This window comes from Cryobacterium cheniae (assembly GCF_004403395.1).
GTDB lineage: Bacteria > Actinomycetota > Actinomycetes > Actinomycetales > Microbacteriaceae > Cryobacterium > Cryobacterium cheniae.
Map to the genome: position 1 here is coordinate 103,905 of NZ_SOGN01000008.1, position 26,945 is coordinate 130,849.

Genomic DNA, 26,945 nt, shown 5'->3' on the forward strand with positions numbered 1-26,945 from the left:
CCATTCCTCCACCCAGCAGAAGAACACAATGGAGCACTCCTTGAGCATCATCGAACGTGACATCGTCATCATCGGCGCCGGCGCAGCCGGCCTGACCGGCGCGACCGAGCTGAGGAAGGCCGGCCTGACCGTGGCCGTGCTCGAAGCCCGCGACCGGGTCGGCGGCCGGCTGCACACCGACGACATCGACGGTGCCATGCTCGAGATCGGCGGACAGTGGGTCTCGCCCGACCAGGACGCGCTCAAGGAGACCATCGCCGAGCTGGGCCTGGAAACCTTCGCGCGGTACCGCGAGGGCGAGAGCGTCTACATCAACGCGGCGGGGGAGCGCACCCGGTTCCAGGGGGAGATCTTCCCGGTCTCGGCCGACACCGAGCGCGAGATGGTGGCCCTGATCGCCACCCTCGACGAGCTCGTCTCCGAGATGGACCCCGACCGCCCCTGGGCGCACCCGCGCGCGGTGGAACTGGACCAGATCTCCTTTCGCCGCTGGCTCGAAGAGGCGACCGACGATCAGGAGGCGCGCGACAACATCAGCCTGTTCATCGCGGGGGCCATGCTGACCAAACCGGCCCACGCCTTCTCCACCCTGCAGGCGCTGCTGATGGCGGCCAGCGCCGGCAGCTTCAGCAACCTCGTCGACGCCGACTTCATCCTCGACGAACGAGTCGTGGGCGGCCTGCAGCGGGTGCCGATCCTGCTCGCCGAGAACCTCGGCGACGACGTCTTCCTCGGTCAGGCCGCACGCACCGTGCGCTGGGGCGACGCCGGCGTGACCGTGCTCACCGACGACCTCGAGGTGCGCGCGCGCCGCGTGATCGTGGCCGTGCCACCCGTGCTCTACACCCGGATCTCGTTCGACCCGCCGCTGCCGCGCCGCCAGCAGATGATGCACCAGCACCTCTCGATGGGCTTCGTGATCAAGGTGCACGCGGTTTACGAGACCCCGTTCTGGCGGGAAGACGGCCTCTCCGGCACGGCTTTCAGCCCCTACGAGCTCTCCCATGAGGCCTACGACAACACCAACTTCGAAGACCCGCGCGGCACCCTGGTCGGTTTCGTCTCCGACGAGGCCGCCGACGGCGTGTTCACCGTCTCGGCCGAGGAGCGCAAGCAGGCCATCCTGACCTCGCTCTCGCACTACTTCGGCGAGAAGGCCCTGACGCCCGTGGTCTACTACGAGAGCGACTGGGGCACCGAGGAGTGGACTCGCGGCGCCTACGCGGCCAGCTTCGACCTGGGCGGGCTGGCCCGTTTCGGAGCCGACCTGCGCACCCCGGTCGGCCCGATCTTCTTCTCCTGCAGCGACCTCGCCGGAAAGGGCTACCAGCACGTCGACGGCGCCATTCGGATGGGACGCGAAACGGCCGCGGAGATCGTCGCCGGGCTCGGCGCCTAGGACCCGCGCGGCGGCATCCGCCGGCTCGGTATCCGCCTGCGGCTCACCCTACGGAAACGGGTGCACGGTAGAACGTGCGCCCGCTTACGCAGGGTGCGCCGCCAGCGTGCGGTGGAACCGGCGCGGAGCTGTTAGTCGTCGAAGGTGTTGAGCATCGCGAAGGCCGCGCGCTCGAGGTAGTCCCAGAGCTGGTCCCGCTGCAGCGGGGGGAGAGCGGCCTTGTCGACGGCGGCGCGCATGTGGTGGAGCCAGCGGTCGCGGGCATCCGGGTTGACCTTGAACGGCTGGTGCCGTTGGCGTAGGCGGGGGTGGCCGCGCTGCTCGCTGTAGGTGCCCGGGCCTCCCCAGTACTGCTCGAGGAACAGGGTCAGGCGTTGGGCGGCCGGCCCCAGGTCGTCCTCCGGATACATCGGCTTCAGCACCGGGTCGGTGGCGACGCCGCGGTAGAACTCGTTCACGAGCTCTTCGAAGAACGGCTTTCCGCCGACCTGCTCGTAGAACGTGGCGCCGATACAGGCACCGTTCTCACCGTCACGCAGATGGACTGTGCCGGACGGGGCAGGCGTGGGGGTGGTGGCGTCATTCGTCATCGCGGATCTCCGGATCTGGTGCCGTGTGCGTGGCTGCCTCGGTCGGTGGCGTCGGGGCCTTGGGCGCCGTGGACTTGGAAGTGAGGGTCCGGGGCGTCTCCGGTGGCAGTACCGCCTGGGCCGTGCCCGGCTGCGCGGTGTCCGGCTCAGCATCGCGGGACTGCGTCGTGCGGAGCAGGGCGATCCCGGCGTTCTTGGGCCGGCGCGGTGCGCGCGGCGCCTTGTTCTTCCGCACCGGGATGGGGCCGGTGAACGCGGCGGTGGCGACGTCGGGCATGGCCGCGGCGGCCGCCGCGGCCGCATCGGGTGTCTGCTCGGAGCCGGGGTCGGAACCGGCGGTGATCGCGCCATCCGTGCCGGCCATGACAACACTGTTGAGGGGGGTCAGCCCGATGCCCATGCCGTCGAGAGCCTTTTTCAAGTGCAGGCGCAGGTCGCGGGCGAAGTCCCACTTCGCCGCCACGCGGGTCTTCACGACGAGGCGCACCACGAGGGCCTCGGCGGAGATCGACTCGAGACCCCAGATTTCGGGCTTTTCGAGGATGACGGGGCGCCATTTGCGGCTGGAAGCGAGGGCCTTGGCCACGCGGAGCAGCTCGTTCTGAACGGCCTCGACATCCGACGAGTAGGGGATGGCGAGGTCGATGATGACGCGCGCCCAGCCCTGGGACATATTGCCGACGCGCAGGATCTCGCCGTTTCGGACGAACCACAGGGTGCCGTCGACGTCACGCACCTGGGTGACCCGGATGCCCACGGTCTCGACGACGCCGGAGGCGAAGCCCACGTCGACGATGTCGCCGACGCCGATCTGGTCTTCCACCACCATGAACAGGCCGTTGAGGATGTCCTTGACGATGTTCTGGGCACCGAAACCGAGGCCGGCGCCGAGGGCGGCCGTGAGCAGGGCGAAGGAGCCGAGGATGTCCTTGTTCACGATATTGACGATCAACAGGATCGTCACGATCAGCAGGGTCACGTTGATGATGTTCGAGAGCACCGAACCGAGGGTGCGGGTGCGCTGCACGACCCGCACGGCGGCCAGCGGCGACACGTTCAGCGACTGCGTGTCGTCGACGTTCTGGGTCTTCTTCACCCCCGTCACGATCTGCTGCACCACGCGATCGATCACGAAGCGCAGCACCCAGCGGATCACCAGCGCGCCGATGATGATGACGACGATGTTGATGACCTTGAGCCACAGGTCGATCGCGAAGAATTGGTTCAGTTCAAGCCAGATAGCGTCAAAGTCCATATCGAAACGAGTCTACAGAGCATCCGGCGGCGAAAGCTGAGGGCCCTGCCGCGGTGGTGCGGCAGGGCCCTCAGCTCGTGCGGGTGGTGCGGGTAGTGCAATCTGGTCGCGGCGCGGCTACTCCGCGTCGCGCGCCTGGGCGGCCAGGGCGCGTTCGACCCCGGCCAGGTTCTCGATCACCAGGCGGCGCAGCGCGAGCGGCTCCGGATTGGCGTCGAGCCAGGTGCGCGTCGCCGTGACGAGCGCCTGGTTCGCGAGCGGCGCCGGGTAGAGGCCGAGCACCAGCTTCTCCGCGATCGAGAAGCTGCGGGCGGCCCAGACCGGCTGCAGCATGGCGAAGTACTGGTCGACGAACGGTTCCAGCAGCGTGGTGTCGTTGGCGCGCAGGAAGCCGGCGGCCGTGACCCGCACGATGGTGTTCGGCGCGGTGTCCACGTCGATCAGCGACGACCAGGCGGCCTGCTTGCCCTCCCGGGTGGGGATGGCGGCGCGGGCCTGGGCGGCCGACTGGGCGCCGGTCGCGGTGTTGTCCGCGGCCAGGGCCGCGTCGATCTCGGCCGCGCCGGCCTTGCCGCCGGCGACGAGGGCGATGAGCAGCTCCCAGGCCAGGTCGGTATCGATCAAGAGGCGGTCGAGCGGCGCCGTTCCGTCCCGCAGCGCGGCCACGGATGCCAGCTGGCTCTCGGTGGTCGCGAGGGCGGCGAAGAACTTCACGAACTGGAACTGCTCGTCGGTGCCGGCCTCGGCGTGGCGGGCGAGGGACCAGAGTGCGTCCCCGACCTCCTTGATCGTCGCCGTACGGAATTCCTCGGCGACGTAGTACGTTGCGGCGAGCACGACCTGGCCGAGCACGGTGCGCAGCGTGGTGGACTCGGATTCCGTCGCGACGTTGCCGAGCACGAGCGTGATGAAATCACGTGCCGCGGTCTCGGCGTCGCGGGTCGCGTCCCAGACCGCACCCCAGATGATGGCGCGGGCGAGGGGGTTCTCGATCGCGGACAGGTTCTCGAGGGCCACCTCCTGCGACGCCGGGTCGAGGCGGATCTTGGCGTAGGCCAGATCGTCGTCGTTGAGCAGAACGAGGTCGGGACGCTGGCGGCCGAGCAGTGATGGGACATCCGTCTGCTCGCCGTCGACGTCGATCTCGACCCGGTGCGTGCGCACCAGGGTGCCGTCAGCCAGATCGTAGAAGCCGATGGCGAGGCGGTGCGGGCGGATGGTGGGGTAGTCGGCGGCGGCGGTCTGCAGCACCGTGAAGCCGGTGATGGTGCCGGAATCGTCGACGGTGATCTCGGGGCGGAGGGTGTTCACGCCCGCGGTCTCGAGCCAGAGCTTCGTCCACTCGGTGAGGTCGCGGCCGCTGGAGGCCTCGAGTTCGACCATCAGGTCGTTCAGCTCGGTGTTGCCCCACTGGTGCTTCTGGAAGTACGCGGCGACACCGGTGAAGAATTCGTCGCGGCCGACCCAGGCCACGAGCTGCTTGAGCACGGAGCCGCCCTTGGCGTACGTGATGCCGTCGAAGTTGACCTGCACGTCTTCGAGGTCGTTGATCGTGGCGGTGATCGGGTGGGTGGAGGGCAGCTGGTCCTGCTTGTAGGCCCAGCTCTTCTCCATCACGGCGAAGGTGGTCCACGCTTCGGTCCACTCGGTGGCCTCCGCGGTGGCCATGGTGGACGCCCACTCGGCGAACGACTCGTTCAGCCACAGGTCGTTCCACCACTTCATGGTGACCAGGTCGCCGAACCACATGTGCGCAAGCTCGTGCAGCACGGTGACGACACGGCGCTCCTTGATGGCGTCGGTGACCTTGGACCGGAACACGTAGGTTTCCGTGAAGGTGACCGCGCCGGCGTTCTCCATGGCGCCCGCGTTGAACTCCGGGACGAACATCTGGTCGTACTTGTCGAACGGGTACGGGAAGTTGAACTTGCCCTCGAAGTATTCGAAACCCTGGCGGGTCTTCTCGAACAGGTAGTCGGTGTCGAGGTACTCGAACAGGCTCTTGCGGCTGAAGAGGCCGAGCGGGATGACGCGGCCGTCGCTGGAGGTCAGCTCGCTGCGCACGACGGCGTAGGGGCCGGCCACGAGGGCCGTGATGTAGCTGGAGATGGTGTGGGTGGGGGCGAAGGCCCACGTCTTATCGCCGTTGCCGGCATCCGTCGGCTCGGGCGTGGCGGAGTTGGAGATGACCTCCCAGGCTCCGGGCGCGGTGACCGTGAAGGCGAACGTGGCCTTGAGGTCGGGCTGCTCGAACACGGTGAAGACGCGACGGGAGTCGGGCACCTCGAACTGGCTGTAAAGGTAGACCTCGTTGTCGACCGGGTCGACGAATCGGTGCAGGCCCTCGCCGGTGTTCGTGTACTCGGCGTCGGTGACGACGGTGAGTGTGTTCTCGGCGGCAAGACCGTCGAGCTGAATCCGGATGCCGTCACTGACGTCTGAAGGGTCGAGCGCGACCCCGTTGAGCGTCACCGAGTGCACGGTGCGGGTGATCGCGTCAATGAAGGTCGACGATCCGGGCGTCGCGGTGAAGTGCACCGTGGTCTCGCTGCCGAACGTTTCCGGTCCGGCCGTGAGGTCGAGGGTGACCTCGTAGCTCTGAACGGTGATGAGCGCCGCGCGCTCCTGGGCTTCGATCCTGGTGAGGTTCTCTCCGGGCAACGGTTTCTCCATCTCGGTTTCGCGGTGTGCGCGCACGCCGGCGCCAAGGGCGCAGCGCACGAATAACCAGCCTAGCCAAGGAATATGGTGTCCGCACGGGGGCAAGCAGTTCTGTCTTGGCTCGACATAGGGTGAGTCTCAATGACAAATCGTGACGTGCTGCTCTCCGCCTACGACGCGCAGCTGCGGCTGCGGGTTCCGCCCGACCTGCCCACGGGCATCCGATACGACTTGCAGGGGTCGGTGCTCTGCATTTCGGGACGGTACCGGGGCTTCGTCGAGACCACCCGCAACGTGGGGGTGACCGGCGCGGCTCTCAACGCCCTGATCAAAGAGCACCGTGACTTCTTCGCGGCCCGCGGCGAGGCCGTCGAGTGGAAGACCCGCGGCCACGACCTTCCCGCGGATCTGCCGGACCGCCTGCGCGCGGCCGGGTTCGTGCCCGAGGACCGGGAGACGGTCATCGTCGGCGAGACCGTGCGCCTGAACGCCGACCCGGTGCTGCCCGCCGGCGTCACGATCCGGGTGGTCGACACCCGGCCGGATTTCGAGCGAATCGCCACGCTGCAGTCACAGGTCTGGGGCGAGGACCACGCCTGGCTGGCCGGGGAACTCGAGAGCAGTGTGCGCGGGGCCCCGGGTGACGTGCTCGTCTTCGTCGCTGAGGCCGGCGGCGAGGTCGTCTCCTCGTGCCGGCTCGAATTCAACCCCGGCACCGATTTCGCGGGCCTCTGGGGTGGATCGACTCTCGCTGCGTGGCGGGGCCGCGGCATCTACCGGGCGTTGGTGGCCCACCGCGCGCGGCTCGCGCACGAGCGTCGTGTGCGCTACCTGCAGGTGGACGCCTCCGCCGACAGCGAACCGATCCTGTTGCGGCTGGGCTTCCAGGCCGTGACGACGACGACCCCCTACGTCTGGACCCCGCCGGCGCCAGGCTGAACCCCGTCCGACCGATACCGCCAGGTCGCCGAGGGGGAGGCGCGCGGCATGCACGCCTGGCTATCGAACGAGGTGCAGACGGTCGTGCCCGCGGTCAGTGAGCGGATGCGTTCGGTCCCCGCCGCCTCCACCGACTTCGTCCTTGCCCTCGACGGCGAGCCCATCGCGTACACGCGGCCGCACGGCCGTGCCCTGCACCGGTTCGGTGCCCGATTGCGCTCCGAGCCGCTCCCGGACCGCCTCGGCGCCGCCCTCCGGCATCTCCAGGTCGGCGGTCACGAACGACGTCGGGCGGAGCGTCAGTGCGACCGCTCCGGCATTGGTCGTCGCACACTGCTCCACCGTGAAAGTCGATTGCAGGCAGCCCGAGTCGAAGAGCCGCTTTGTCTGGCCGACGACGACGGGGAAGTAGAGGAGCCGGTATTCGTCGACGAGGCCGGCGTCGTGCAGGGTGCGGGCCAGCAGGCAGCTGCCGTGCACCTGCAGCTCGCGCCCCGGCTGGGCCTTCAGCTGTGCCACGGACTCGGGGATGTCGGCAGCCAGCACGGTCGTGTTGTTCCAGGTGGCGTCCGCGAGCGTCGTCGAGACCACGTATTTCGGCAGTCCGTTGAGGCCCGTCGCCACCGGGTTGTCCGGGTCGGCCTCGGCGAACCAGCCGTCGACGATCCGCCCGAACCCCTCATCGGCGTGGGGCACGAGCCAGCCCCCGCGCTCGAAGCCGCCGGAGGTATCCTCTTCTGGCACCGAGGCGGGCCGGAGGGCCGCCTTCAGGCCCAGCGTCGTCCGGGGCCCGGAGGCTGTCAATCGGAGGCTGTCAACTACCAGGTGCCCGGCTTGTAGTCCTTGAGGAAGACGCCGCAGAGGTCCTCGCCGGCCTCGCCGCGCACGATCGGGTCGTAGACCCGCGCCGCTCCGTCGACCAGGTCGAGCGGGGCGTGGAAGCCCTCCTCGGCGAGCCGGATCTTGGTGGGGTGCGGCCGCTCGTCGGTGATCCAGCCGGTGTCGACGCTGGTCATCAGGATGCCGTCGGACAGCATCTCCTTCGCGCTGGTGCGGGTGAGCATGTTCAGCGCGGCCTTCGCCATGTTCGTGTGCGGGTGGCCGGGACCCTTGTAGCCGCGGCCGAACACGCCCTCCATCGCCGACACGTTCACGATGTAGGTGCGGCGGGCGTCGGATGCCTTGAGCGACGCGCGCAGACGGCTCACCAGCAGGAACGGGGCCGTGGTGTTGCAGAGCTGCACCTCGAGCATCTCCAACGGGTCGACGTCCTCCACGTTCGCGGTCCAGCTGTTCTCATCGTGCAGGTCGGGCACGAGCCCGCCGGCGTCGATCGCGGTGCCCGCGGCGAGGCGCTCGAGCGAGGAGGATCCCGGCGCGAGGGCCAGGGCGGTGAGGTCGTCGGCGGTGAGCGCGCCGCTCGCGCCGGCCGCCGCGGCCAGAATCGGGTGGCTGGTGACGGATGCCGCCAGAGCCGTCGGGTGCGCGTCGCTGGTGTGCCCGAACGTGACGATCTCCGGGAGGGTACCCGCCGGCAGCGTCGGCAGCGGCGACTCCTCCGCCTCCACCAGCATCGAGTAGGAGCCGGGGGAGCGGCGCACGGTCTGGGCGGCGTTGTTGATCAGGATGTCGAGCGGTCCGGCCGCGGCGACCGAGTCGGCCAGACCGATCACCTGCGCCGGGTCGCGCAGGTCGATTCCGACGATGCGCAGGCGGTGCAGCCAGTCGGCCGAGTCGGGCATGGCGCTGAAGCGGCGCACCGCGTCGCGCGGGAACCGGGTGGTGATGGTGGTGTGGGCGCCGTCGCGCAGCAGGCGAAGGGCGATGTACATGCCGATCTTGGCTCGGCCGCCGGTGAGCAGGGCGCGCTTGCCGGTCAGGTCGGTGCGGGCATCCCGCTTCTCGTGGCTCATCGCCGCGCAGGCGGGGCAGAGCTGGTGGTAGAAGGCGTCGACGAGGGTGTACTTCTGCTTGCAGATGTAGCAGGCCCGCGGCACGAGCAGCTCACCCGCCGACGCCCGGTCGGTGCCGAGGCGCAGCTGGGCACCGATGGTCTCGTCGTCGATGCGGGTGCGGGCGCCGGTCGCGGTCGCGGCGATGACCTCACGGTCGGCGTCGGCGATCGCCTGTCGCTTCTCGCCGCGGCGCACCATCTTCACGGACTTGAACATCTTGGCGGTGGCCTGCCGCACGGTGACGAAGTCGGGGTCTTCGGGGTCGATCTCGCTGAGCGAGGCGAGCACGCGCAGGGCGATCGCCATCTCGGCAGGGTCGATGCCCGGGGCGGACTCGGCCACGGAAGCGGGCTCGGCAGAAGGCGTCGTGGTCATCGGACAATTCTACGATCGGTCGGCAGACAACTGTTGCCCGGCCGGACGACTGTTGCCGGTGTAGCGGCAACAGTCGTCCGTTCGGGCAACGATTGTGGAGCGGAGTGCACGGGCGTGGCTAGACCTTCAGGGCTTCCGGGGCCTGCTCCGGCTCGGCTGCCGGCTCCGTCAGCAGCGCTGACAGGTCCATCGACGAGGTCGGCGGCTCATACGTCTCATCGAACGGCATCTCGTCGGTGTCCAGGTCGGGGTTGGCGTCCTGGGTGGCGACCAACTCGCGGGCCTCGAAGACCGAGTTCACGCTGGGCATCGAACCCATCAGCGGACGCCCGGCCGACTCGCGCAGGAAGAAGATCGCGATTCCACCGATGACGGATGTCCCCATCAGGTAGTACGCCGGCATCATCTCGTTCTCGGTCGAGGCGATCAGCGCCGCGATGATGAACGGCGTCGTGCCGCCGAAGATGGCGACCGAGAAGTTGTACGCGATACCCATGGCGCCATAACGGCTTTCGGTCGGGAACAGCGCCGGCAGGGCCGAGGCGAGGTTGGCGACGTAGAACGTGACGGGCAGGGCGATCATGGCCAGGCCGAGCAGCGTCGTCCAGATCTCTCCGACGCCGATCAGCAGGAACGCGGGGATGGACAGCACCACGGCACTGGACGCACCCATCCAGAGCACGGGGCGGCGGCCGATCTTGTCCGACAGCCGACCGGCGAGGGGGATGCACAGCGCCATGACGACGAGGATCGGGATGGTCAGCAATGTGCCGTGCAGCTCGTCGTAGCCCTTGGTGGCGGTCAGGTACGTGGGCATGTAGGAGGTGAGCGCGTAGCCGAGCGTATTGGCCGCGGCAACCAGGACCATCGCGACGATGATGCCGCGCCAGTGGTTCTTGAAGATGCTGACCGGGCCGTTGGTCGCGGCGGACTCGTCGGTGAACGACGGGTCGGTGGCGGCGAGTTCCTTCGCGTCCAGGGTGGCCTGGAACGTGGGGGATTCCTCGATCTTCAGACGGAACCAGATGGCGATCAGGCCGAGCGGTCCGGCGATCAGGAACGGGATGCGCCAGCCCCAGTCCTCCATGACAGGCTGCCCGAGGGTGACCTGCAGGATGGAGACGAGCGCGGCGCCGATGGCGAATCCGAGGTAGCTGCCCATGTCGAGCAGGCTGGCGAAGAAGCCGCGGTGCTTGTCGGGCGAGTGCTCGCTGACGAAGGTGGTCGCACCGGCGTACTCACCGCCGGTGGAGAAGCCCTGCACGAGCTTGGTGAAGACCAGCAGCGCGGCGGCGAGCATGCCCACCTGGGCGTAGCCGGGCAGCAGGCCCACGGCGAAAGTGGATGCCGCCATCAGCATCAGGGTCATCGACAGCACCTTCTGGCGGCCGATCTTGTCCCCGAGCCAGCCGAAGAACACGCCACCCAGCGGGCGGGCGATGAACGTCGCGGCGAAGGTGCCGAGCAGGAAGAGGGTCTGCACCGTCGGGTCGGACTCGGGCAGGAACACCGGGCCCATGGTCGTGATGAGGTAGCCGAACACGCCGACGTCATACCATTCCATCGTGTTTCCCACGATGGTCCCGCCGAGGGCCTTCTTCAGCCTGGACTGGTTGACCACGTTCACGTGGGACACCTTCAAGCGGCGCTGGAGCAGCGGCTTCTTGGTCTTGACCCCGGTGCCGTCGGCACCGGAATAGGAGTTTGTTCTGGGCATGGGTGCTTCTCTCGTGGAGATCATGTAGCTGCGAAAAAAAAGGGCCCGCTTTCGGGCATAAGGAGATATTTTAGCCGAATATGGTCAATAATCAGACATTTTGCCGGAGATAACCCTCCTGGACAGGGGTTTACGTGAGGTCCCGGTCGGTGCTTTCCCAGCCGGGGGACACCTAGGCTGAGCCTTATGGCTGACTCCGTGAAGTTCTGGTTCGACCCCTCCTGCCCCTGGGCCTGGATGACCTCCCGCTGGGTGGCCGAGGTCGCCGCCCTGCGCGGTTTCGACGTCGAATGGAAGGTGATGAGCCTGGCCGTCCTGAACGAGGATCAGGACGTGTCCGAGGAGTACCGCGCGTTTTTCCCGCGTGCCCTCAGATACACCCGCCTGACGCAGGCCGCGCAGGAGCTGCACGGGCAGAAGACGGTCAAGGCGCTCTACGACGCCCTGGGCGCGCGCATCCACCTCGGTGGCAGCACCGACCCCGACGAAGTCATTCCCGCGGCGCTCGCCGAGGTGGGCCTGCCGGCATCCTTCATCAGGTGGGCCGACAGCGACACCTACGACCCGCAGATGCGTGCCAGCCACTTCGACGCCCTGGAGCGGGTGGGCCAGGATGTCGGCACCCCCGTCATCGCCGTAAACGACGTGGCCTTCTTCGGCCCGGTCGTCTCGCCCGCGCCGAGCGGCGACGCGGCACTCCGGCTCTGGGACGGCGTGCTGGCCGTGGCCGGATGCGACGGTTTCTTCGAGCTGAAGCGTTCCCGCACCCGCGAGCCGATCTTCACCGGTGCTGCGCCGGAACGGATGGAGTAAATAGAATCGGATGCATGCGCATCCACATCGCCACTGACCACGCCGGACTCGACTTCAGTCACCAGCTGGCCACGCACCTCACCCAGGCCGGCCACGATGTCGTGGACCACGGACCCGAGGTCTACGACGCCCTCGACGACTACCCCGGTTTCTGCATCCGAGCGGCCGAGGCCGTCGTCGCCGACCTCGCCCAGGGCGTCGTCGCGCTCGGCGTCGTGTTCGGCGGCTCGGGCAACGGCGAGCAGATGGCCGCGAACAAGGTGAAGGGCGTGCGCGCCGCGCTGGTCTGGAGCCTCAACACCGCCCGGCTGGCCCGCGAGCACAACGACGCCAACGTCATCTCCATCGGTGCCAGACAGCACACCATCGAAGACGCCATCGACTTCATCGACACGTTCATCGCGGAGCCGTTCCCCGGCGACGAACGCCACCGCCGCCGCATCTCCCAGCTGGCGGAGTACGAGACGCTCGGCACCATCAACGGCACGCGTCTCGCCGACTAGCCGTGCCCGAGGGTCATTCCGTCCACCGCATCGCGCGCCAGTTCGCCCGTAACTTCGTCGGCAAACGCATCGGGGTGTCGTCCCCGCAGGGCCGGTTCGTGGACGGTGCTGCGATGCTCGACGGCCACACGATGACGGATGCCCGCACCGTCGGCAAGCAGATGTTCCTGGAGTTCGACAACGGGCTCTGGCTGCGCGTGCACCTGGGGCTCTACGGGGCCTGGGATTTCGCCGGGGACATCCGGGTCGACGCCACCGTCGCATCCGCCAACGGTCGCATGGGCCAGACCGGCATGCGCGGTACCGGGGACGCCGTGCTCGACTCGGCCGGGGAGAACTCGCTTCGAAGCATCGGCGCGCCCCGCCTGACCCGGCTGCGGATGGCGGAAAACGAGAAGATCAGCGTCGAACCCGACGGTTTCCCGCCCGACCCCATCGGCCAGGTGCGGGTGCGCCTGCTCGGCACCGACGTCGTGGCGGACCTGCGCGGACCCACGGCCTGCGAGGTCCTCGACCCCCTGCAGGTGCAGGCGGCCATGGACCGCCTCGGACCCGACCCGATGCTCGACGACAGCCCCGCCGCCGAGGACCGCTTCGTGGAGGTGGTGCGGAAGAAACCCACCCCGATCGGGCGCCTGCTGATGGACCAGTCCGTGGTCAGCGGCATCGGCAACGTCTACCGGGCCGAACTTCTGTTCCGTGCCGGCCTGAACCCCTATGCCCCCGGTAAGTCGCTCAGCGACGAGCAGGCACGGGCACTCTGGCGCGACTGGGCGTACCTGCTGAAGATCGGCGTGGCGACCGGGCAGATGATGACCATGGACGGCCTCAGCGATGCGGCCCACCGGCGCGCCATGAAAAGACGGGCCGACCGGCACTGGGTCTACAAGCGCGAGGGGCTGCCCTGCCGGGTCTGCGGCACGCACATCACCCTGGAGGAGATGGCCGCCCGCAAGCTCTACTGGTGCCCGAAGTGCCAGGCCTGACCCGCTTCACCTGACCTGCCTGACCTGATCTGCCCCACGACCAGAACCGGAAACCGATGAGACACAACCCCATTTTCGCGCTGGAAGACCCGGCCGAGATCCGCCGTCTCATCCGGGAGCACCCGTGGGCCACGCTGATCAGTCACACCGATTCGGGTCTGGTGGCCTCCCATTACCCGGTGCTGCTCGAGGAGGAGGGCGGCGGGGCCGACGAGATCGTGCTGGTCGGCCACGTCGGCCGCCCCGACGAGGCCCTGCACGAGCTCGGCCGGCACGAGCTGCTGGTGATCATCCAGGGGCCCCACGGCTACATCTCACCCGGCTGGTACGACCCGGCGCCCGCCGTTCCGACCTGGAACTTCATCACCGCGCACCTCCACGGCACGCCCGAACTGCTCAGCGACGACGAGAACCTGCGGGTGCTGGGCCGCCTGGTCGACCATTTCGAGGAACGGATGCCCGAGCCCCGACGCCTCTTCGGCACCGACGCCGACGCCGCCTATGCCGCCCGCATCGTGGCCGGTACGGTCGGTTTCCGGCTCTCGGTGAGCCGGTTCACCGCCAAGAGCAAGCTCAGCCAGAACAAGCCGGCCGAGACCGTGGCGCGCATCCTGGGCGTACTCGACGGCGACGGGCCTTACGCCAGCCCGGGTCTCGCGGCCGAGATGCGCCGGGTGCACGGGGCCGACCGGTGAGCGGCTCCGCGCCCGCGCCCGCGCCCGTCCCCGCGCCCGTCCCGGCATCCGCTGCGGCACCTCCGCTGGTGCTGCGGAACGGCCGACTGCCCGGCGGCGACGAGATCGTGGACACGCTGATCATCGACGGCCGGGTGCGCCGGATGGGCTATCTCGGCCCGGCGGCTGCGGGCATCCGTTCGGTCGATCTGGCCGAACGCTGGCTGATTCCGGGCCTCTGGGACAATCATGTGCATTTCAGCCAGTGGGCGCAGACGAACCAGCGGCTGGATCTGACCGGCGCCGACAGCGCGTCGGCCGCGGCCTCCCTCGTTGCCGGGCGGGCGCCGGCCGTGGGGCCGGGGGAGACCCTGGTCGGCTTCGGGTTTCGCGACGGCCTGTGGCCGGATGCCCCGAGCCGGGCCCTCCTGGACGCCGCCGCCGGCACCGTCCCGGTCGTCCTGATCAGCGGAGATCTGCATTCCTGCTGGCTGAACTCGGCCGCGCTCGCCCGCCACGGTCACCCGCAGCACCCCACCGGGCTGCTTCGCGAAGAGGACGCCTTCGCCGTCGTGCGGGCACTCGCCGAGGTGCCCGACGCGGTGATGGACGGCTGGGCCGACAGCGCGGCCCGGGCCGCGGCATCCCGCGGGGTCGTGGGCATCGTCGAAATGGAGATGGACTGGAACCTGGACACCTGGCGGCGGCGAATCCGGGGCGGCACCGACTCGCTGCGGGTGGAGTTCGGCGTGTACACGCAGCACCTGGAACGCGCCATCGCGCTGGGGCTGCAGAGCGGCGCCGGCGTCGACGGCACCGACGGGCTGCTCACCGTGGGGCCCTACAAGGTGATCACGGACGGCTCGCTGAACACCCGCACCGCGTACTGCGTGGACGAGTATCCCGGCCTCGAGGGTCAGACCGGGGCACATGGGCTGCTCAACGTGCCGCCGGAGGAGCTGCGCGCGCATCTCGGCCGGGCCGTGGCCGCGGGCATCCGCCCCGCCGTGCACGCCATCGGCGACCGGGCCAACGCGCTGGCCCTCGACGCGTTCGAGCGGCTCGGCTGCGCCGGAAGCATCGAGCACGCGCAGCTTCTCGCCCAGGAGGACGTCGCCCGCTTCGCCCGGCTCGGTGTGGTGGCGAGCGTGCAGCCCGAGCACGCGCTCGACGACCGGGACGTCGCCGACCGTTACTGGGCGGGACGCACCGACCGGGCCTTCGTGCTGAAAAGCCTGCTGGACGCCGGGGTCACGCTCGCGCTCGGGTCCGACGCGCCGGTCGCGCCGCTGGACCCGTGGGTGAGCATCGCGGCCGCCGTCGGGCGCACCCGCGGCGGCCGCGAACCGTGGCACGCCGAGCAGGCCATCTCGCGGCAGGCCGCGCTCGCCGCGTCCACGCGCGGCCGGCATCGCGTTCTGGTGGGGGACGTCGCCGACCTTGCGGTGTGCGAGATCGACCCGTTCGTCGCCTCCGTGCCCGACCTGCGACGGATGCCCGTGGCCGCCACCCTGCTCGCCGGCCGCTTCACCCACGCCGCACTCTGACCGGCCGCCCGTCATGTGCGGCCGGGCTCGCCGGCCGCCGGCGCCGATTTCCGCGACACTGACCGTTCCCTGAGCATCCCGATGCCCGGACCCGGACCGGACAGGAGCAGAATTGAACAATGAGTGAGATCGCGAATTCCAAACTGGCCATCATCGGAGCCGGTGCCGTCGGGTCGTCCCTGGCCTACGCCTCCCTGATCCGGCAATCCGCGCGGGAAGTCGTGCTGTACGACATCAACGGACCCAAGGTGGAGGCCGAGGTCCTCGATCTGGCCCACGGCACCCAGTTCACCGGTGCCTCCTGCGTGGCCGGCGGCAGCGACCTCGACGCTATCGCCGGCGCGAACATGGTGGTGATCACGGCCGGGGCCAGGCAGCATCCCGGCCAGTCCCGGCTCGAGATGGCCGGCGTCAACGTGGGAATCCTGCGGGAGCTGATGCCCAAGCTGGTCGAGCGGGCCCCGGGAGCCGTCTACATGCTCGTCACCAACCCCTGCGATGTGCTGGCCTACGCCGCACGCCAATTCAGCGGTCTGCCGGCCGAGCGCGTCTTCGGTTCGGGCACGGTGCTCGATTCCTCCCGGCTGCGCTGGATGCTCGCGCACCGCGTCGGAGTCGCGATCGCCAATGTGCACGCCGTGATCGTCGGCGAGCACGGCGATTCGGAGTTCCCGCTCTGGTCCCAGGCCCGGATCGGTCCGATCTCCCTGGCCGAGTGGGTGCAGGACGACATCTCGCCCAAGGGCCTGGTGCCGTTCTCGGAGGCGGAGTTCGATGCGATCACCGAGAGTGTGAAGAGCGCGGCCTACACGGTCATCGCCGGCAAGGGCGCCACGAACTACGCGATCGGACTCTCGGGCGCCCGGATCGTCGAGGCCGTGCTGCGGGACGAGGGCGCGGTGCTTCCGGTCAGCTCGGTGCTCACGAACTACCGCGGAATCAGCAATGTGGCGCTGTCGGTGCCAAGCGTGATCAACGCCGAGGGCGTCTCCCGGGTGATCGAGGTGCCCTTCAACGAGAAGGAGCAGGAACTGTTCGAGCACTCGGCGGCGACACTGCGCCAGACGCTGGACAGCCTGGGACTCGACTGAGGCCTGGGCGGCGGTCCGATTCGGGCCTGTTCTGGAGGGGATGACGGGAATCGAACCCGCGCCATCAGTTTGGAAAACTGAGGCTCTACCATTGAGCTACATCCCCTGGGCGCAGTCTCCTGCGCACTCCCACAGCGTAGTACACCTTGGCGGTCGCCTGCTCCACGTCCCGGCCCGCGGCATCCGGACCGTGCAGTAGACTTACCGAGGTCATTCCGCGAATTGCGTGTACTTTGCGCGCCAAGCGGATGCCATCACCGGGTTGAGATATTGTCCGGGGCGTAGCTCAGCTTGGTAGAGCGCTCGGTTTGGGGCCGAGAGGTCGCAGGTTCGAATCCTGTCGCCCCGACCAACACCCCCCTATACATCGGTCGAACACAGGAGATTGCCACGTGAAGTCCACGGTAGAAAAACTGAGCCCCACTCGCGCGAAGGTCACCATCTCGGTGGCCCCCGAGGAGTTGAAGCCCAGCATCACCCACGCCTACGGCCACATCGCCGAGGACATCAACATTCCCGGCTTCCGCAAGGGCAAGGTCCCGCCGGCCATCATCGACCAGCGCGTCGGCAAGTCCGCCGTGCTGGAGCACGCGGTCAACGAGAGCCTCGACGGTTTCTACCGCACGGCCGTGAGCGAGCACAAGCTGCGCCCGCTGGGCCGCCCCGAGGCCGACATCGTCGCCTGGCCCAGTGACAAGGACTTCTCCGGAGACCTGGAGTTGGCCATCGAGGTCGACGTGCGCCCCGAGATCGACCTGCCGAACTACTCCGGCCTGAAGCTCACCGTCGACGCCGTCGAGGTGTCCGACGACGAGGTCACCGAGGAGCTCGACAACCTGCGCAGCCGCTTCGGCACGCTCGTCACCGTCGACCGCCCCGCCACCACGGGCGACTTCGCCCAGATCGACCTGATCGCCGCCATCAGCGGCGTCGAGGTCGACAACGCCAGCGGGATCTCCTATGAGATCGGCTCCGGCGACCTCATCGACGGCATCGACGAGGCGCTCGACTCCCTCAGCGCCGGCGAGACCACCACCTTCAACTCCAACCTCATGGGTGGGGACCACGAGGGCGAGACCGCCGAGATCACCGTCACCGTCATCGCCGTCAAGGAGCGCGAGCTTCCCACCGCCGACGACGACTTCGCGCAGATCGCCAGCGAGTTCGACACCATCGCCGAGCTAACCGAGAGCCTCAAGGTCCAGGTCGAGCGCTCCAAGGTCTTCGGCCAGGGAACCCAGGCCCGCGAGAAGCTCGTTGACCAGCTCCTCGAGTCGGTCGAGGTTCCGATCCCGACCGCGATCATCGAGGACGAGGTTCGTCGCCACCTCGAGGGCGAGAACCGCCTCGAAGACGCCGAGCACCGCGCCGAGGTCACCGAGTCCAGCGAGAAGACGTTCCGTCAGCAGATCCTGCTCGACACGATCGCCGAGGCCGAGAAGGTCCAGGTCAGCCAGGACGAGCTCACCCAGTACCTGATCCAGGGCGCAGCCCAGTACGGCATGGACCCGAGCGAATTCGTTCAGGCGCTGAGCGGCAACGGTCAGATCCCGTCGATGGTGGCCGAGGTCGCCCGCAACAAGGCCCTCGCCATCGCCCTGGGCAAGGCCGAGGTCGTTGACTCCAACGGCAACGCCGTCGACCTGTCCGAGTTCGTCGCGATCGCCGACGAGGCGTCCGACGAGGACGAGGAGATCGAGGAAGACGACTCCAACGCCGCCGAGGTCGAGGCTGAGGTCGACGCCGAGGTCGAGGCCATCAAGGCCGCCGAGGCCAAGGCCGCCAAGGCCAAGGCCGCCAAGGCGAAGTCGGCCAAGGCCGCCGCGGCCAAGAAGAAGGCCGACGCCGCCAAGAAGTAGCACCATCACCACCGCTCAGGCGAGCCGACGGGCCGGATGTCACAGACATCCGGCCCGTTTCGCGTCTCCGCCCGACGGTCGTGCGGGGCGCGCCACAGTGGCCCACGGCGGCGCGTTATCTGCCGAGGGCGAACAGAGCCGTTCCGGAGCGTCGGCTCCTATAGATTCATTCTGAAGCGACAAGTGAAACGGAGCGCGACATGGCCGAAATGACACCCACACCCGGCGTTTTTGACCGACTGCTGAAAGACCGCATCATCTGGCTGGGTTCAGAGGTCCGGGATGAGAACGCCAACGAGATTTGTGCCAAGATCCTGCTGCTGGCCGCAGAGGACTCGGAACGGGACATCTTCCTGTACATCAACTCGCCCGGCGGCTCGATCACGGCGGGCATGGCCATTTACGACACGATGAGGTTCGTTCCGAACGACATCGTCACCGTCGGCATCGGACTCGCCGCGTCGATGGGACAGTTCCTGTTGTCCTCCGGCACCAAGGGCAAGCGGTACATCACCCCCAACGCCCGCGTTCTGTTGCACCAGCCGTCCGGCGGATTCGGTGGCACGGCCGCCGACATCCAGACCCAGGCCAAGGTCATCCTGGACATGAAGAAGCGGATGGCCGAACTCACGGCCGAGCAGACCGGCAAATCGGTCGAGCAGGTCCTCATCGACAACGACCGCGACAACTGGTTCACCGCCGACGAGGCCGTGGCCTATGGTTTCGTCGACCACCTGCGCGGCTCCGCGTCGGAAGTAATCGGCGGCGGCGGCACCGACGACTCAGTGAACAAGAAGTAGGACGGGCAGACGACATGGAATTCACCAATTTTGGTCACCAGGCCGGGGGCAGCGCTCCGCAGTCACCCGAGGCCCGTTACATCCTTCCCACCTTCGAAGAGCGCACGGCCTACGGCTACAAGCGCCAGGACCCCTACGCGAAACTCTTCGAGGACCGCATCATCTTCCTCGGCGTGCAGGTCGACGACGCGTCCGCCGATGACGTCATGGCCCAGCTCCTCGTGCTCGAGAGCCAGGACCCCGACCGCGACATCGTGATGTACATCAACTCACCCGGTGGCTCCTTCACCGCGATGACGGCGATCTACGACACCATGCAGTACATCCGCCCGCACATCCAGACGGTCTGCCTCGGCCAGGCGGCCTCCGCCGCCGCCGTGCTGCTGGCCGGCGGCACGCCCGGCAAGCGCCTCGCCCTGCCGAACGCGCGCATCCTCATCCACCAGCCTTCGGCGGGCGGCCAGGGTGGCGGTCAGGCGTCCGACATCGAGATCCAGGCCGCGGAGATTCAGCGGATGCGTGAGTGGCTCGAATTCACCATCTCCCACCACTCCAACCGCACCGCGGAGCAGGTTCACAAGGACATCGACCGCGACAAGATCCTCGGCGCCGTCGAGGCACTCGAGTACGGGCTGATCGACCAGATCCTGACCAGCCGCAAAAACGTGCCCACGCTCGTCAAGTAGACGAGCGAACCGTGACCGCGACGGATGTCCGGGCTCAGCTGAGCCGGGCATCCGTCGCGTTTGCCATGTCGGGGGGTCCCTGTAGACCGGTGCCGGAACGTTATCCGGCAGAAGCGGTCAGCCTGCACCCGTGGTTCATGGGCACAAGCTAGGCTCAATGCAGCGAATCGATGGAGGAGGCTGACGGATGGCCCGAATAGGCGAAAGCGCCGACCTGTTGAAGTGCTCTTTCTGCGGAAAGAGCCAGAAGCAGGTGCAGCAGCTCATTGCGGGCCCCGGCGTGTACATCTGCGACGAGTGCGTCGAACTGTGCAACGAGATCATCGAAGAGCGCCTGGCCGAGGCCACCGCCGAAGACGGACCCGGCGAATTCGAGCTGCCCAAGCCGAAGGAGATCTTCGGATTCCTCGAGGAATACGTCATCGGGCAGGAAGCCGCCAAGCGCGCCCTCGCCGTTGCCGTCTACAACCACTACAAGCGCGTTCGTTCCCGCGCCACCCTGACGGCCGCCGATGCCATCCGCGACGACGTGGAGATCGCCAAGTCCAATATTCTGCTGATCGGCCCCACCGGCTGCGGCAAGACGTATCTCGCCCAGACGCTCGCGAAACGACTCAACGTTCCCTTCGCGGTAGCGGATGCGACGGCGCTCACCGAGGCCGGCTATGTCGGTGAAGACGTGGAGAACATCCTCCTCAAGCTGATCCAGGCCGCCGACTACGACGTCAAGCGCGCCGAAACCGGCATCATCTATATCGACGAGATCGACAAGATCGCGCGCAAGGCCGAGAACCCCTCGATCACCCGCGACGTGTCCGGCGAGGGTGTGCAGCAGGCCCTGCTGAAGATCCTCGAAGGCACCGTGGCCTCGGTTCCGCCGCAGGGCGGACGCAAGCATCCGCACCAGGAATTCATTCAGATCGACACCACGAATGTGCTCTTCATCGTGGCGGGCGCGTTTGCGGGCCTCGACGACATCATCTCGACCCGGGCCGGCAAGAAGGGCATCGGGTTCGGCGCTCCGCTGCACAGCAAGGGCGACGACGTCAACCTGTTCAGTGAGGTTCTGCCCGAAGACCTGCACAAGTTCGGGCTGATTCCCGAGTTCATCGGCCGTCTCCCCGTGGTCACCACCGTCACCCAGCTCGACCAGGTGGCCCTGATGCAGATTCTGACGGTGCCGAAGAACGCCCTCGTGCGGCAGTACCAGCGCATGTTCGAGCTCGACGGTGTCGAACTCGATTTCGAGCAACCCGCGCTCGAGGCCATCGCCGATCTCGCGGTGCTGCGTAAAACGGGCGCCCGCGGTCTGCGCGCGATCATGGAAGAGGTTCTCGGGCCGATCATGTTCGAGGTTCCGTCGAGCGCCGAGGTGGCGCGCGTCGTGGTCACTCGGGCCGCCGTGCTCGACAACGCCGAGCCCACCATCGAGCTGCACAAGCCTCGTCGCGTCGACAAGTCCGCCTAGGTCCACCTCAGTGCGTCTGTGGCCATCGGCCCGGCATCGCGGGTCGGGTTACGGCCTCGTGTTCTGGGGTGTGTCAGATTTTTGCGGGTCGATCCTCGTAATCGATGGAATTTCCGGACTGTCGGAGGCGACTGATCATCACTCCACTACATTCGATATTTCTGCTCACAAAACGTGAGTAAGTCTCGATTGTATGTCCTATTCCTGCTAAAATTGCCCTGTGACCATCCTCCTGGAACACCCCGCAGCGGATGCCGCGCCCGGCCCCTCTGCTGCGGCGCGGGCGGTCGCGGAGCTGCACGCTCTGGCGGCCGGGCTCTGGGAATCGCTGCGGTGTTCGGCGGTGCGCGGGTTCGATGATGACGGCCTGCTGCGGGTGACCGCGGCGGTCGAGGTGCTCGGGCGGCGGGTGGACGCGGTGCGGGTGGCGGCCGCGGCGGAGGTCGCGGACCGGTCCCGTCCGGAGCTCGGCACCGGTCAGCTCTCGGCGAAACGCGGCTGCCGCACTGCCGGGGAGCTCCTCGAGCGGGTCACCCTGGTGTCCGGGCCGACCGCGGGGCGGCGGATGCGGCTCGGCAAGCAGCTCCGCACCGGCCTGTCCCTGGGCGGCGAGCCTCTGCCGCCCACCTTCCCTGCCACGGCGATCGGCCTGGCCACCGGTGCCATCGGCATGGACACGGCCGACGCGATTGTCACGGCGTTGACGCCGACGCTGCGGTGCACCGACCTGGACTCGGTGCAGGCCGCCGAGAGCGAACTCGTCGCCGCGGCGACCGGCACCAGTGCGGAGACCCCGGTACCGGCGTCGGCGGACGAGATCCGGCTGCAGGCCTCGGTCTGGAAGGCCGTTCTCGCCCCGGACGGGTCTCGGCCCGACGACCACGCCATGACCGCCCGCGGGATCCGGCTCGGCCGGGAACGCGACGGCATCGTGCCGGTATCGGGGTCGTTGATGCCGGAGATCGCGGGCAAGCTCCGCCGCCTCTTCGACGCATACCTCTCACCGAAGAGCGCCCCGGTCGCCTTCCACACCGAAGGCGACGCCGCCGGCGACCGTGAATCAGCCCGCGAACAGGCGCTGCTCGAACGAGACGACCGCACCCCCGACCAGCGCCGCCACGACGTCCTCGCGGTGATCCTCGACGTCGCCTCCCGCGCCGGCGAGGCCCCGACCATCGGCGGCGCCCCCGCCACGGTCCTGATCAGCGTGCGGGAGCAAGATTTGAACGCGGACTTCGGCCAGGGCCGTGGCATCGGCTGGATCGACGGCGTCGAGGCCCCGATCGCGATCAGCGCCGTCAAAGACCTGATCAGCAACGGCGGACAGCAGAAAGTCGTGATCAACGCCGAAGGCCGCATCATCGCCCTCGGCTCACCCGAACGCTGCTTCACCCCGGCGCAACGGCGGGCGATTCAGCTCCGCGACGGCACCTGCATCATCGCAGGCTGCAAGATCCCCGCCGGGATGACCGAAATCCACCATGTCATCCCCCACGCCCACGGCGGCCGAACCCACACCGACAACGGCGTCTGCCTCTGCTGGTTCCACCACCGCTACCTTGCCGCGTCAGGCTGGGCCATCCGCATGATGCGCGGGGCCGCGCAGATCATGGCACCACCCTGGCTCGAAACCGGGACCCGCACATGGCGCACCGTCACCAAATCCCGCACCCGCCTGACGGACGCGGTCGAACGGAAGAACGTGACCCGCGACGACGAGTAGGGTTCTGGTGTCTGGTGTCTGGTGTCTGGTGTCTGGTGTCTGGTGTCTGGTGTCTGGTCTCTGGTCTCGGGTCTCGACAGCCTCGACCAACGTCACGGGAACCCTGGCGAGGTCGGGTCACCGGGGTCTCGAGAGGCTCGATCAACGTCACGGGAACCTTGGCGGGGCCGGGTCACCGGGGTGGCGGCATCCGCGCACCCGTCGATGCTGTCCTTTCGGGCGCTAGTTCAGGCCGCGACGGTCGAGCAACGGCTGCATGGTCGCGTCGCGGCCGCGGAAGTGGCGGTACGCCGCGAGCGGGTCGGTGCTGCCGCCCACTTCGAGCAGCCGGGACCGGAAGCGTTCGCCGTTGGCCCGGGTGAGCCCGCCGTTCTCCTCGAACCACTCGCCGGTGTCGGCGTCGAGCACCTCGCTCCAGATGTACGAGTAGTATCCGGCGTCATAGCCGCCCGCGAAGGTGTGCGCAAAATAGGTGCTGGCATAGCGGGTCGGCACGGCCGGGTTGTCGAGACCGGCGGCGGCTAGCGCGGATGCCTCGAACGCGGCGACATCCGTCACCACCTCGTCGACGCCGAGGCGGTGCCAGGCCTGGTCGAGCAGGGCCGCCGCGAGGTACTCGCTGGTGGAGAACCCCTCGTTGAAGGTGGACGAGGCCTCGATGCGGTCGACGAGGTCCTGGGGCATGGGCTCCCCGGTCTCATGGTGCCGGGCGTAGTTCGCGAGAACCTCGGGCCACAGCATCCACATCTCGTTGACCTGGCTGGGGAACTCGACGAAGTCGCGGTACACGTTGGTGCCGGCGAATTTCGGGTAGGTGACTCGCGCGAACAGGCCGTGCAGGGCATGCCCGAACTCGTGGAACAGGGTGACGACCTCGTCGAAGCTGAGCAGGGTGGGCTCGCCGGCGGCCGGACGGGGCACGTTCAGGTTGTTGCAGACAATCGTGGGGGTGCCGAGCAGCGTCGACTGGGAGCCGAGGGCATTCATCCACGCGCCGCCCCGCTTGGAATCACGGGTGTAGACGTCGATGATGTAGAGGCCCACGGGGGAGCCGTCGGCCTCCGCAACCTCGAACACGCGCGCTCCCGGATGCCAGGCGACGAGGTCGGGGCGCTCGGTGAAGGTGACGCCGTAGAGCAGGTTGGCCGCGTAGAAAACGCCGTCCTGCAGCACCCGTTCGAACTCGAAGAAGGGGCGCATGGCCGCGGTGTCCACGTTGTAGCGGGACCGCCGCACCTTCTCGGTGTAGAAGGCCCAGTCCCAGGCGGCGAGGTCGAAGCCCCCGCCGTCCTGGTCGATCTGCGCCTGCAGGTCGGCCTGCTCGATGCGGGCGTTCCGGGCCGCGGCCGGGGCGAGCCGCCCCAGCATGTCGGCCACAGCCTCCGGGGTCTTCGCCGTCTGGTCCGCGGTCACGCCGGCCGCGTGGCTGTCGAATCCGAGCAGCCGGGCGCGCTCGGCACGCAGCCGGGAGATCTCCAGCACCAGGGCGCGGTTGTCGAACCGGCCGCCCCGGATGCCGCGGGACCGCGACGCCGCCAGCAGCCGCTCGCGCACAGCCCGGTTCGTCAGCTGAGCCAGGTAGGGGTGCGAGGTGGGCAGCACCAGGGTGATCACGTACCGGCCGCTGAGTCCGCGCTCGGTGGCTGCCTCGGCGGCGGCGGAGATCTGGCCGGGGGTGAGGCCGTCCAGCTCACTCACGTCGTCGAGCACGAGGGCCAGGTCGTTGGTGTCGGCGAGCAGATTCTTCTCGAACCGGGTGGTGGCCGTGGAGAGTCGCTTGTTGTAGTCCCGCAGCCGTGCCTTGTCGTCCTCGCCGAGGCCGGCGCCCGCAAGCGTGAACTCGGTGAAGTAGCGTTCGACCAGGTAGCGCGCCTCCGGCTCGAGGGCCAGCCCTTCGCGCTGGTCGTGCAGGGTCGCGATCCGGTCGAACAGGGCCGGGTTCAGACGGATGGCGTCCGCGTGCGCCGCGAGGAGGGGGGCCAGCTCCTCCCCGAGGGCGTTGGTGACGTCGCTCGAGTCCGAGGAACTCCGGTTGAAGAACACCTCGGCCACCCGGGTGAGCAACTGCCCGCTGCGCTCGAGCGGCACCATCGTATTGTCGAAGGTGGGGGCATCCGTGCTCGCGCAGATCACCCCGATCTCGGCGAGCTGCTCCGTCATGCCGTCCAGGAACGCCGGGCGGTAATGCTCCTCAGCAATCAGCGCGAACGGGGGCAGCTCGAAGGGAATCGTGCTGGGGCCGGCGAAGGGGTTCATCCGCTCACCCTGTCACATCTCCGGTCAATCCACGGTTCGCCTCTCGCCGTATTCCCCCGCGAGCCTAGGATCGGGTCATGATCGACGAGCCGGCACGTCCCGAGACCGCGCCCCGGGAGCAATACACGCACGGGCACCACGAGAGCGTGGTGCGCTCCCACACCTGGCGCACGGTCGCCAACTCGGCGGCTTATCTGATCCCGCACCTGGCTGCCGGTCTGAGCCTGCTGGACGTGGGCTGCGGCCCGGGCACGATCACGGTCGACCTGGCCCGACGGCTGTATCCCGGGCAGGTCACCGGCCTCGATGCGTCGGAGCAGATCGTGCGTCTCGCGGCCGGACTGGCCTTCGACGCGGGGGTGCGGAACGCGTCGTTCCGGGTGGGTGACGCCTATGCGCTGGAATTCGCCGACGACAGCTTCGACATCGTGCACGCGCACCAGGTGCTGCAACACCTTGCGAACCCCGTCGTGGCGCTGCGGGAATTCCGTCGTGTGCTGAAGCCGGGCGGGATCCTGGCGGCGCGCGACGTCGATTCCGGGGGAGTGATGTACTACCCGAAGCTGCAGGGCCTGCAGATGTGGGAGAGCGCATTCCGCGACGTGCAGTACTGGAACGGCGGCGACCCCGACGCCGGGCGGTCGCTCAAGGCATGGGCGCACCGGGCCGGGTTCACCGACGTGGTGAGTACGGCGTCGATCTGGTGCTTCGCCTCGGATGTCGAACGCGAGTGGTGGGGGCAGTCCTGGGCGGAGCGGGTGATCGAGTCCGACTTCGCGGCGCATGCCATCGAGGTGGGCGCGGCCGATCTGGCCGACCTGCGGATGATGCAGGCCGCCTGGCTGCAGTGGGCCGGCGACCCCGACGGCTGGTTCGGCGCGGCGCACGGCGAGATCGTCGCCCGGAAGGCCCGGGACGCGAGCCGCTAGATCCAGTCGTCCTCGTCGTCGAGCACGATCGACGGCTGGGTGATCGTGGCGCTGTCCTCGGCCTTGTCGTAGCGGATGACCGTGCCGTCGTCGAGCTCGAGCACGGGGTTGCCCTCCAGCCAGGTCAGCGTCCAGTGCCATGCTCTGGCGTCTTCCGCCAGTGCGGTGAGCTCTTCTTCGACCGCACGGATGGCGATCTCCACGACGTGGGGCAGACCGGCCGGTGCAGGGTGGCCCAGCGGCCAGCGGGTTCCCATCTTCATTTACAGCTCGATCTCGTAGGTGACCCAGTCCGTGCGGGTGGCCACATCGTCGTACAGGCGCTGCGCGGGCTCGTTGTCGGCGGCGGTCAGCCATTGCACGGTGGTGAGACGGTGCTGGGCGGCGTATTCCTTGGCGAACTCGATCAGAGCCCGGCCGGTTCCCGTGCTGCGGGACTCCGGCGTCACGAAGAGGTCGTCCAGGAACAGGCCGTGGGTGGCGCTCAACGTGTTCGGAACCTCACGGTAGTGGGCGAGGCCGACGAACCGGCCGTCGTCGTCGACGGCCACAGCGCCGGTGAGCGACTCGTTCTTGTCGATGATCCAGGCCCAGACCTGCAGGGCCTTCTGGTCGGTCAGTTCGTTCTTGTAGAACTCGCTGTAGCCCTCGAACAGTCCCAGCCACGAGAAGAAGTCCTTGTCGCCGAGCGCGCGTACCTTGATTGACATTCGGTTCTC

Annotated in this window: 23 protein-coding genes and 2 tRNA genes; 15 read left to right on the forward strand and 10 right to left on the reverse strand. The window is 68.2% G+C overall.

Going from position 1 to position 26,945, the window contains the following annotated elements; genetic code table 11:
- Positions 1–28: 28 nt before the first annotated feature.
- The gene (locus E3T23_RS01305; RefSeq protein WP_134368613.1) at positions 29–1,399 is read left to right on the forward strand and encodes a flavin monoamine oxidase family protein; all 1,371 of its coding nucleotides are present in this window, start codon (positions 29–31) and stop codon (positions 1,397–1,399) included.
- Between the two features lie 131 nt (positions 1,400–1,530).
- Here the strand turns inward: E3T23_RS01305 and E3T23_RS01310 are convergent, their stop codons facing one another.
- From E3T23_RS01310 to pepN, 3 genes are all read right to left on the reverse strand, one after another.
- Positions 1,531–1,989, reverse strand: a complete 459-nt coding sequence (locus E3T23_RS01310) for a globin (RefSeq protein WP_134368614.1) — start codon at positions 1,987–1,989, stop codon at positions 1,531–1,533.
- Positions 1,979–3,244, reverse strand: coding sequence for a mechanosensitive ion channel family protein (locus E3T23_RS01315; protein ID WP_134368615.1), 1,266 nt, complete (start codon positions 3,242–3,244; stop codon positions 1,979–1,981). The genes E3T23_RS01310 and E3T23_RS01315 overlap by 11 nt, the downstream gene beginning before the upstream one ends.
- Positions 3,245–3,361: 117 nt before the next feature.
- Entirely contained in the window at positions 3,362–5,905 is a 2,544-nt protein-coding gene (gene pepN / locus E3T23_RS01320; protein WP_134368684.1) for an aminopeptidase N, read from the reverse strand.
- A 141-nt stretch (positions 5,906–6,046) separates the two neighbouring features.
- On the opposite strand from pepN, the gene E3T23_RS01325 reads away from it, so the two are divergent.
- On the forward strand, positions 6,047–6,844 hold the full coding sequence (locus E3T23_RS01325) for a GNAT family N-acetyltransferase (RefSeq protein ID WP_134368616.1): 798 nt from the start codon (positions 6,047–6,049) through the stop codon (positions 6,842–6,844).
- A gap of 60 nt (positions 6,845–6,904) precedes the next feature.
- On the opposite strand, the gene E3T23_RS01330 is transcribed toward E3T23_RS01325, so the two are convergent.
- From E3T23_RS01330 to E3T23_RS01340, 3 genes are all read right to left on the reverse strand, one after another.
- On the reverse strand, positions 6,905–7,588 hold the full coding sequence (locus tag E3T23_RS01330; RefSeq protein ID WP_241977499.1) for a dihydrofolate reductase family protein: 684 nt from the start codon (positions 7,586–7,588) through the stop codon (positions 6,905–6,907).
- A gap of 74 nt (positions 7,589–7,662) precedes the next feature.
- Positions 7,663–9,174, reverse strand: a complete 1,512-nt coding sequence (locus E3T23_RS01335; protein WP_134368617.1) for an SDR family NAD(P)-dependent oxidoreductase — start codon at positions 9,172–9,174, stop codon at positions 7,663–7,665.
- A 118-nt stretch (positions 9,175–9,292) separates the two neighbouring features.
- Positions 9,293–10,891, reverse strand: coding sequence for an MFS transporter (locus tag E3T23_RS01340; RefSeq protein WP_134368618.1), 1,599 nt, complete (start codon positions 10,889–10,891; stop codon positions 9,293–9,295).
- Positions 10,892–11,077: 186 nt separating this feature from the next.
- Between E3T23_RS01340 and E3T23_RS01345 the strand changes: the two genes are divergently transcribed.
- From E3T23_RS01345 to E3T23_RS01370, 6 genes are all read left to right on the forward strand, one after another.
- Positions 11,078–11,704, forward strand: coding sequence for a mycothiol-dependent nitroreductase Rv2466c family protein (locus E3T23_RS01345; protein WP_134368619.1), 627 nt, complete (start codon positions 11,078–11,080; stop codon positions 11,702–11,704).
- Positions 11,705–11,718: 14 nt separating this feature from the next.
- Complete coding sequence (locus E3T23_RS01350; RefSeq protein WP_134368620.1) at positions 11,719–12,207, forward strand: ribose-5-phosphate isomerase; 489 nt, start codon at positions 11,719–11,721, stop codon at positions 12,205–12,207.
- Positions 12,208–12,209: 2 nt separating this feature from the next.
- A complete protein-coding gene (locus E3T23_RS01355; RefSeq protein WP_134368621.1) occupies positions 12,210–13,193 on the forward strand; it encodes an Fpg/Nei family DNA glycosylase in 984 nt (327 codons plus the stop codon).
- A 56-nt stretch (positions 13,194–13,249) separates the two neighbouring features.
- Positions 13,250–13,888 (forward strand): FMN-binding negative transcriptional regulator, encoded by a 639-nt coding sequence (locus E3T23_RS01360; protein ID WP_134368622.1) that lies wholly within the window; start codon positions 13,250–13,252, stop codon positions 13,886–13,888.
- Positions 13,889–14,031: 143 nt separating this feature from the next.
- Positions 14,032–15,414: an amidohydrolase gene (locus E3T23_RS01365; RefSeq protein ID WP_134368686.1), complete on the forward strand. Its 1,383-nt coding sequence runs from the start codon at positions 14,032–14,034 to the stop codon at positions 15,412–15,414.
- A 119-nt stretch (positions 15,415–15,533) separates the two neighbouring features.
- Positions 15,534–16,505 (forward strand): L-lactate dehydrogenase, encoded by a 972-nt coding sequence (locus E3T23_RS01370; RefSeq protein ID WP_134368623.1) that lies wholly within the window; start codon positions 15,534–15,536, stop codon positions 16,503–16,505.
- Between the two features lie 32 nt (positions 16,506–16,537).
- Here E3T23_RS01370 and E3T23_RS01375 read toward each other — a convergent pair.
- Positions 16,538–16,611, reverse strand: a tRNA-Gly gene (locus E3T23_RS01375).
- Positions 16,612–16,780: 169 nt separating this feature from the next.
- Between E3T23_RS01375 and E3T23_RS01380 the strand changes: the two genes are divergently transcribed.
- From E3T23_RS01380 to E3T23_RS01405, 6 genes are all read left to right on the forward strand, one after another.
- Positions 16,781–16,857, forward strand: a tRNA-Pro gene (locus E3T23_RS01380).
- 40 nt (positions 16,858–16,897) lie between these two features.
- Positions 16,898–18,364 carry a trigger factor gene (gene tig / locus E3T23_RS01385; RefSeq protein ID WP_166806154.1) on the forward strand — a complete coding sequence of 489 codons (1,467 nt, stop codon included), beginning with the start codon at positions 16,898–16,900 and terminating at the stop codon, positions 18,362–18,364.
- A 200-nt stretch (positions 18,365–18,564) separates the two neighbouring features.
- A complete protein-coding gene (locus E3T23_RS01390) occupies positions 18,565–19,164 on the forward strand; it encodes an ATP-dependent Clp protease proteolytic subunit (protein ID WP_134362357.1) in 600 nt (199 codons plus the stop codon).
- A gap of 14 nt (positions 19,165–19,178) precedes the next feature.
- Complete coding sequence (locus E3T23_RS01395) at positions 19,179–19,850, forward strand: ATP-dependent Clp protease proteolytic subunit (protein WP_134368624.1); 672 nt, start codon at positions 19,179–19,181, stop codon at positions 19,848–19,850.
- Positions 19,851–20,037: 187 nt separating this feature from the next.
- Positions 20,038–21,318, forward strand: coding sequence for an ATP-dependent Clp protease ATP-binding subunit ClpX (gene clpX / locus E3T23_RS01400; protein WP_134368625.1), 1,281 nt, complete (start codon positions 20,038–20,040; stop codon positions 21,316–21,318).
- Positions 21,319–21,538: 220 nt separating this feature from the next.
- Positions 21,539–23,041 carry an HNH endonuclease signature motif containing protein gene (locus E3T23_RS01405; protein WP_134368626.1) on the forward strand — a complete coding sequence of 501 codons (1,503 nt, stop codon included), beginning with the start codon at positions 21,539–21,541 and terminating at the stop codon, positions 23,039–23,041.
- A gap of 222 nt (positions 23,042–23,263) precedes the next feature.
- Here E3T23_RS01405 and E3T23_RS01410 read toward each other — a convergent pair whose 3' ends face one another.
- Positions 23,264–25,297 carry a M3 family metallopeptidase gene (locus E3T23_RS01410; RefSeq protein WP_134368627.1) on the reverse strand — a complete coding sequence of 678 codons (2,034 nt, stop codon included), beginning with the start codon at positions 25,295–25,297 and terminating at the stop codon, positions 23,264–23,266.
- A gap of 77 nt (positions 25,298–25,374) precedes the next feature.
- Between E3T23_RS01410 and E3T23_RS01415 the strand changes: the two genes are divergently transcribed.
- Entirely contained in the window at positions 25,375–26,226 is an 852-nt protein-coding gene (locus E3T23_RS01415) for a class I SAM-dependent methyltransferase (protein ID WP_134368628.1), read from the forward strand.
- On the opposite strand, the gene E3T23_RS01420 is transcribed toward E3T23_RS01415, so the two are convergent.
- Both E3T23_RS01420 and E3T23_RS01425 read right to left on the reverse strand, forming a co-directional pair.
- Positions 26,223–26,489: a hypothetical protein gene (locus tag E3T23_RS01420; protein ID WP_134368629.1), complete on the reverse strand. Its 267-nt coding sequence runs from the start codon at positions 26,487–26,489 to the stop codon at positions 26,223–26,225. The genes E3T23_RS01415 and E3T23_RS01420 overlap by 4 nt on opposite strands.
- Positions 26,490–26,936: a GNAT family N-acetyltransferase gene (locus E3T23_RS01425; RefSeq protein WP_134368630.1), complete on the reverse strand. Its 447-nt coding sequence runs from the start codon at positions 26,934–26,936 to the stop codon at positions 26,490–26,492.
- Positions 26,937–26,945: the final 9 nt, after the last annotated feature.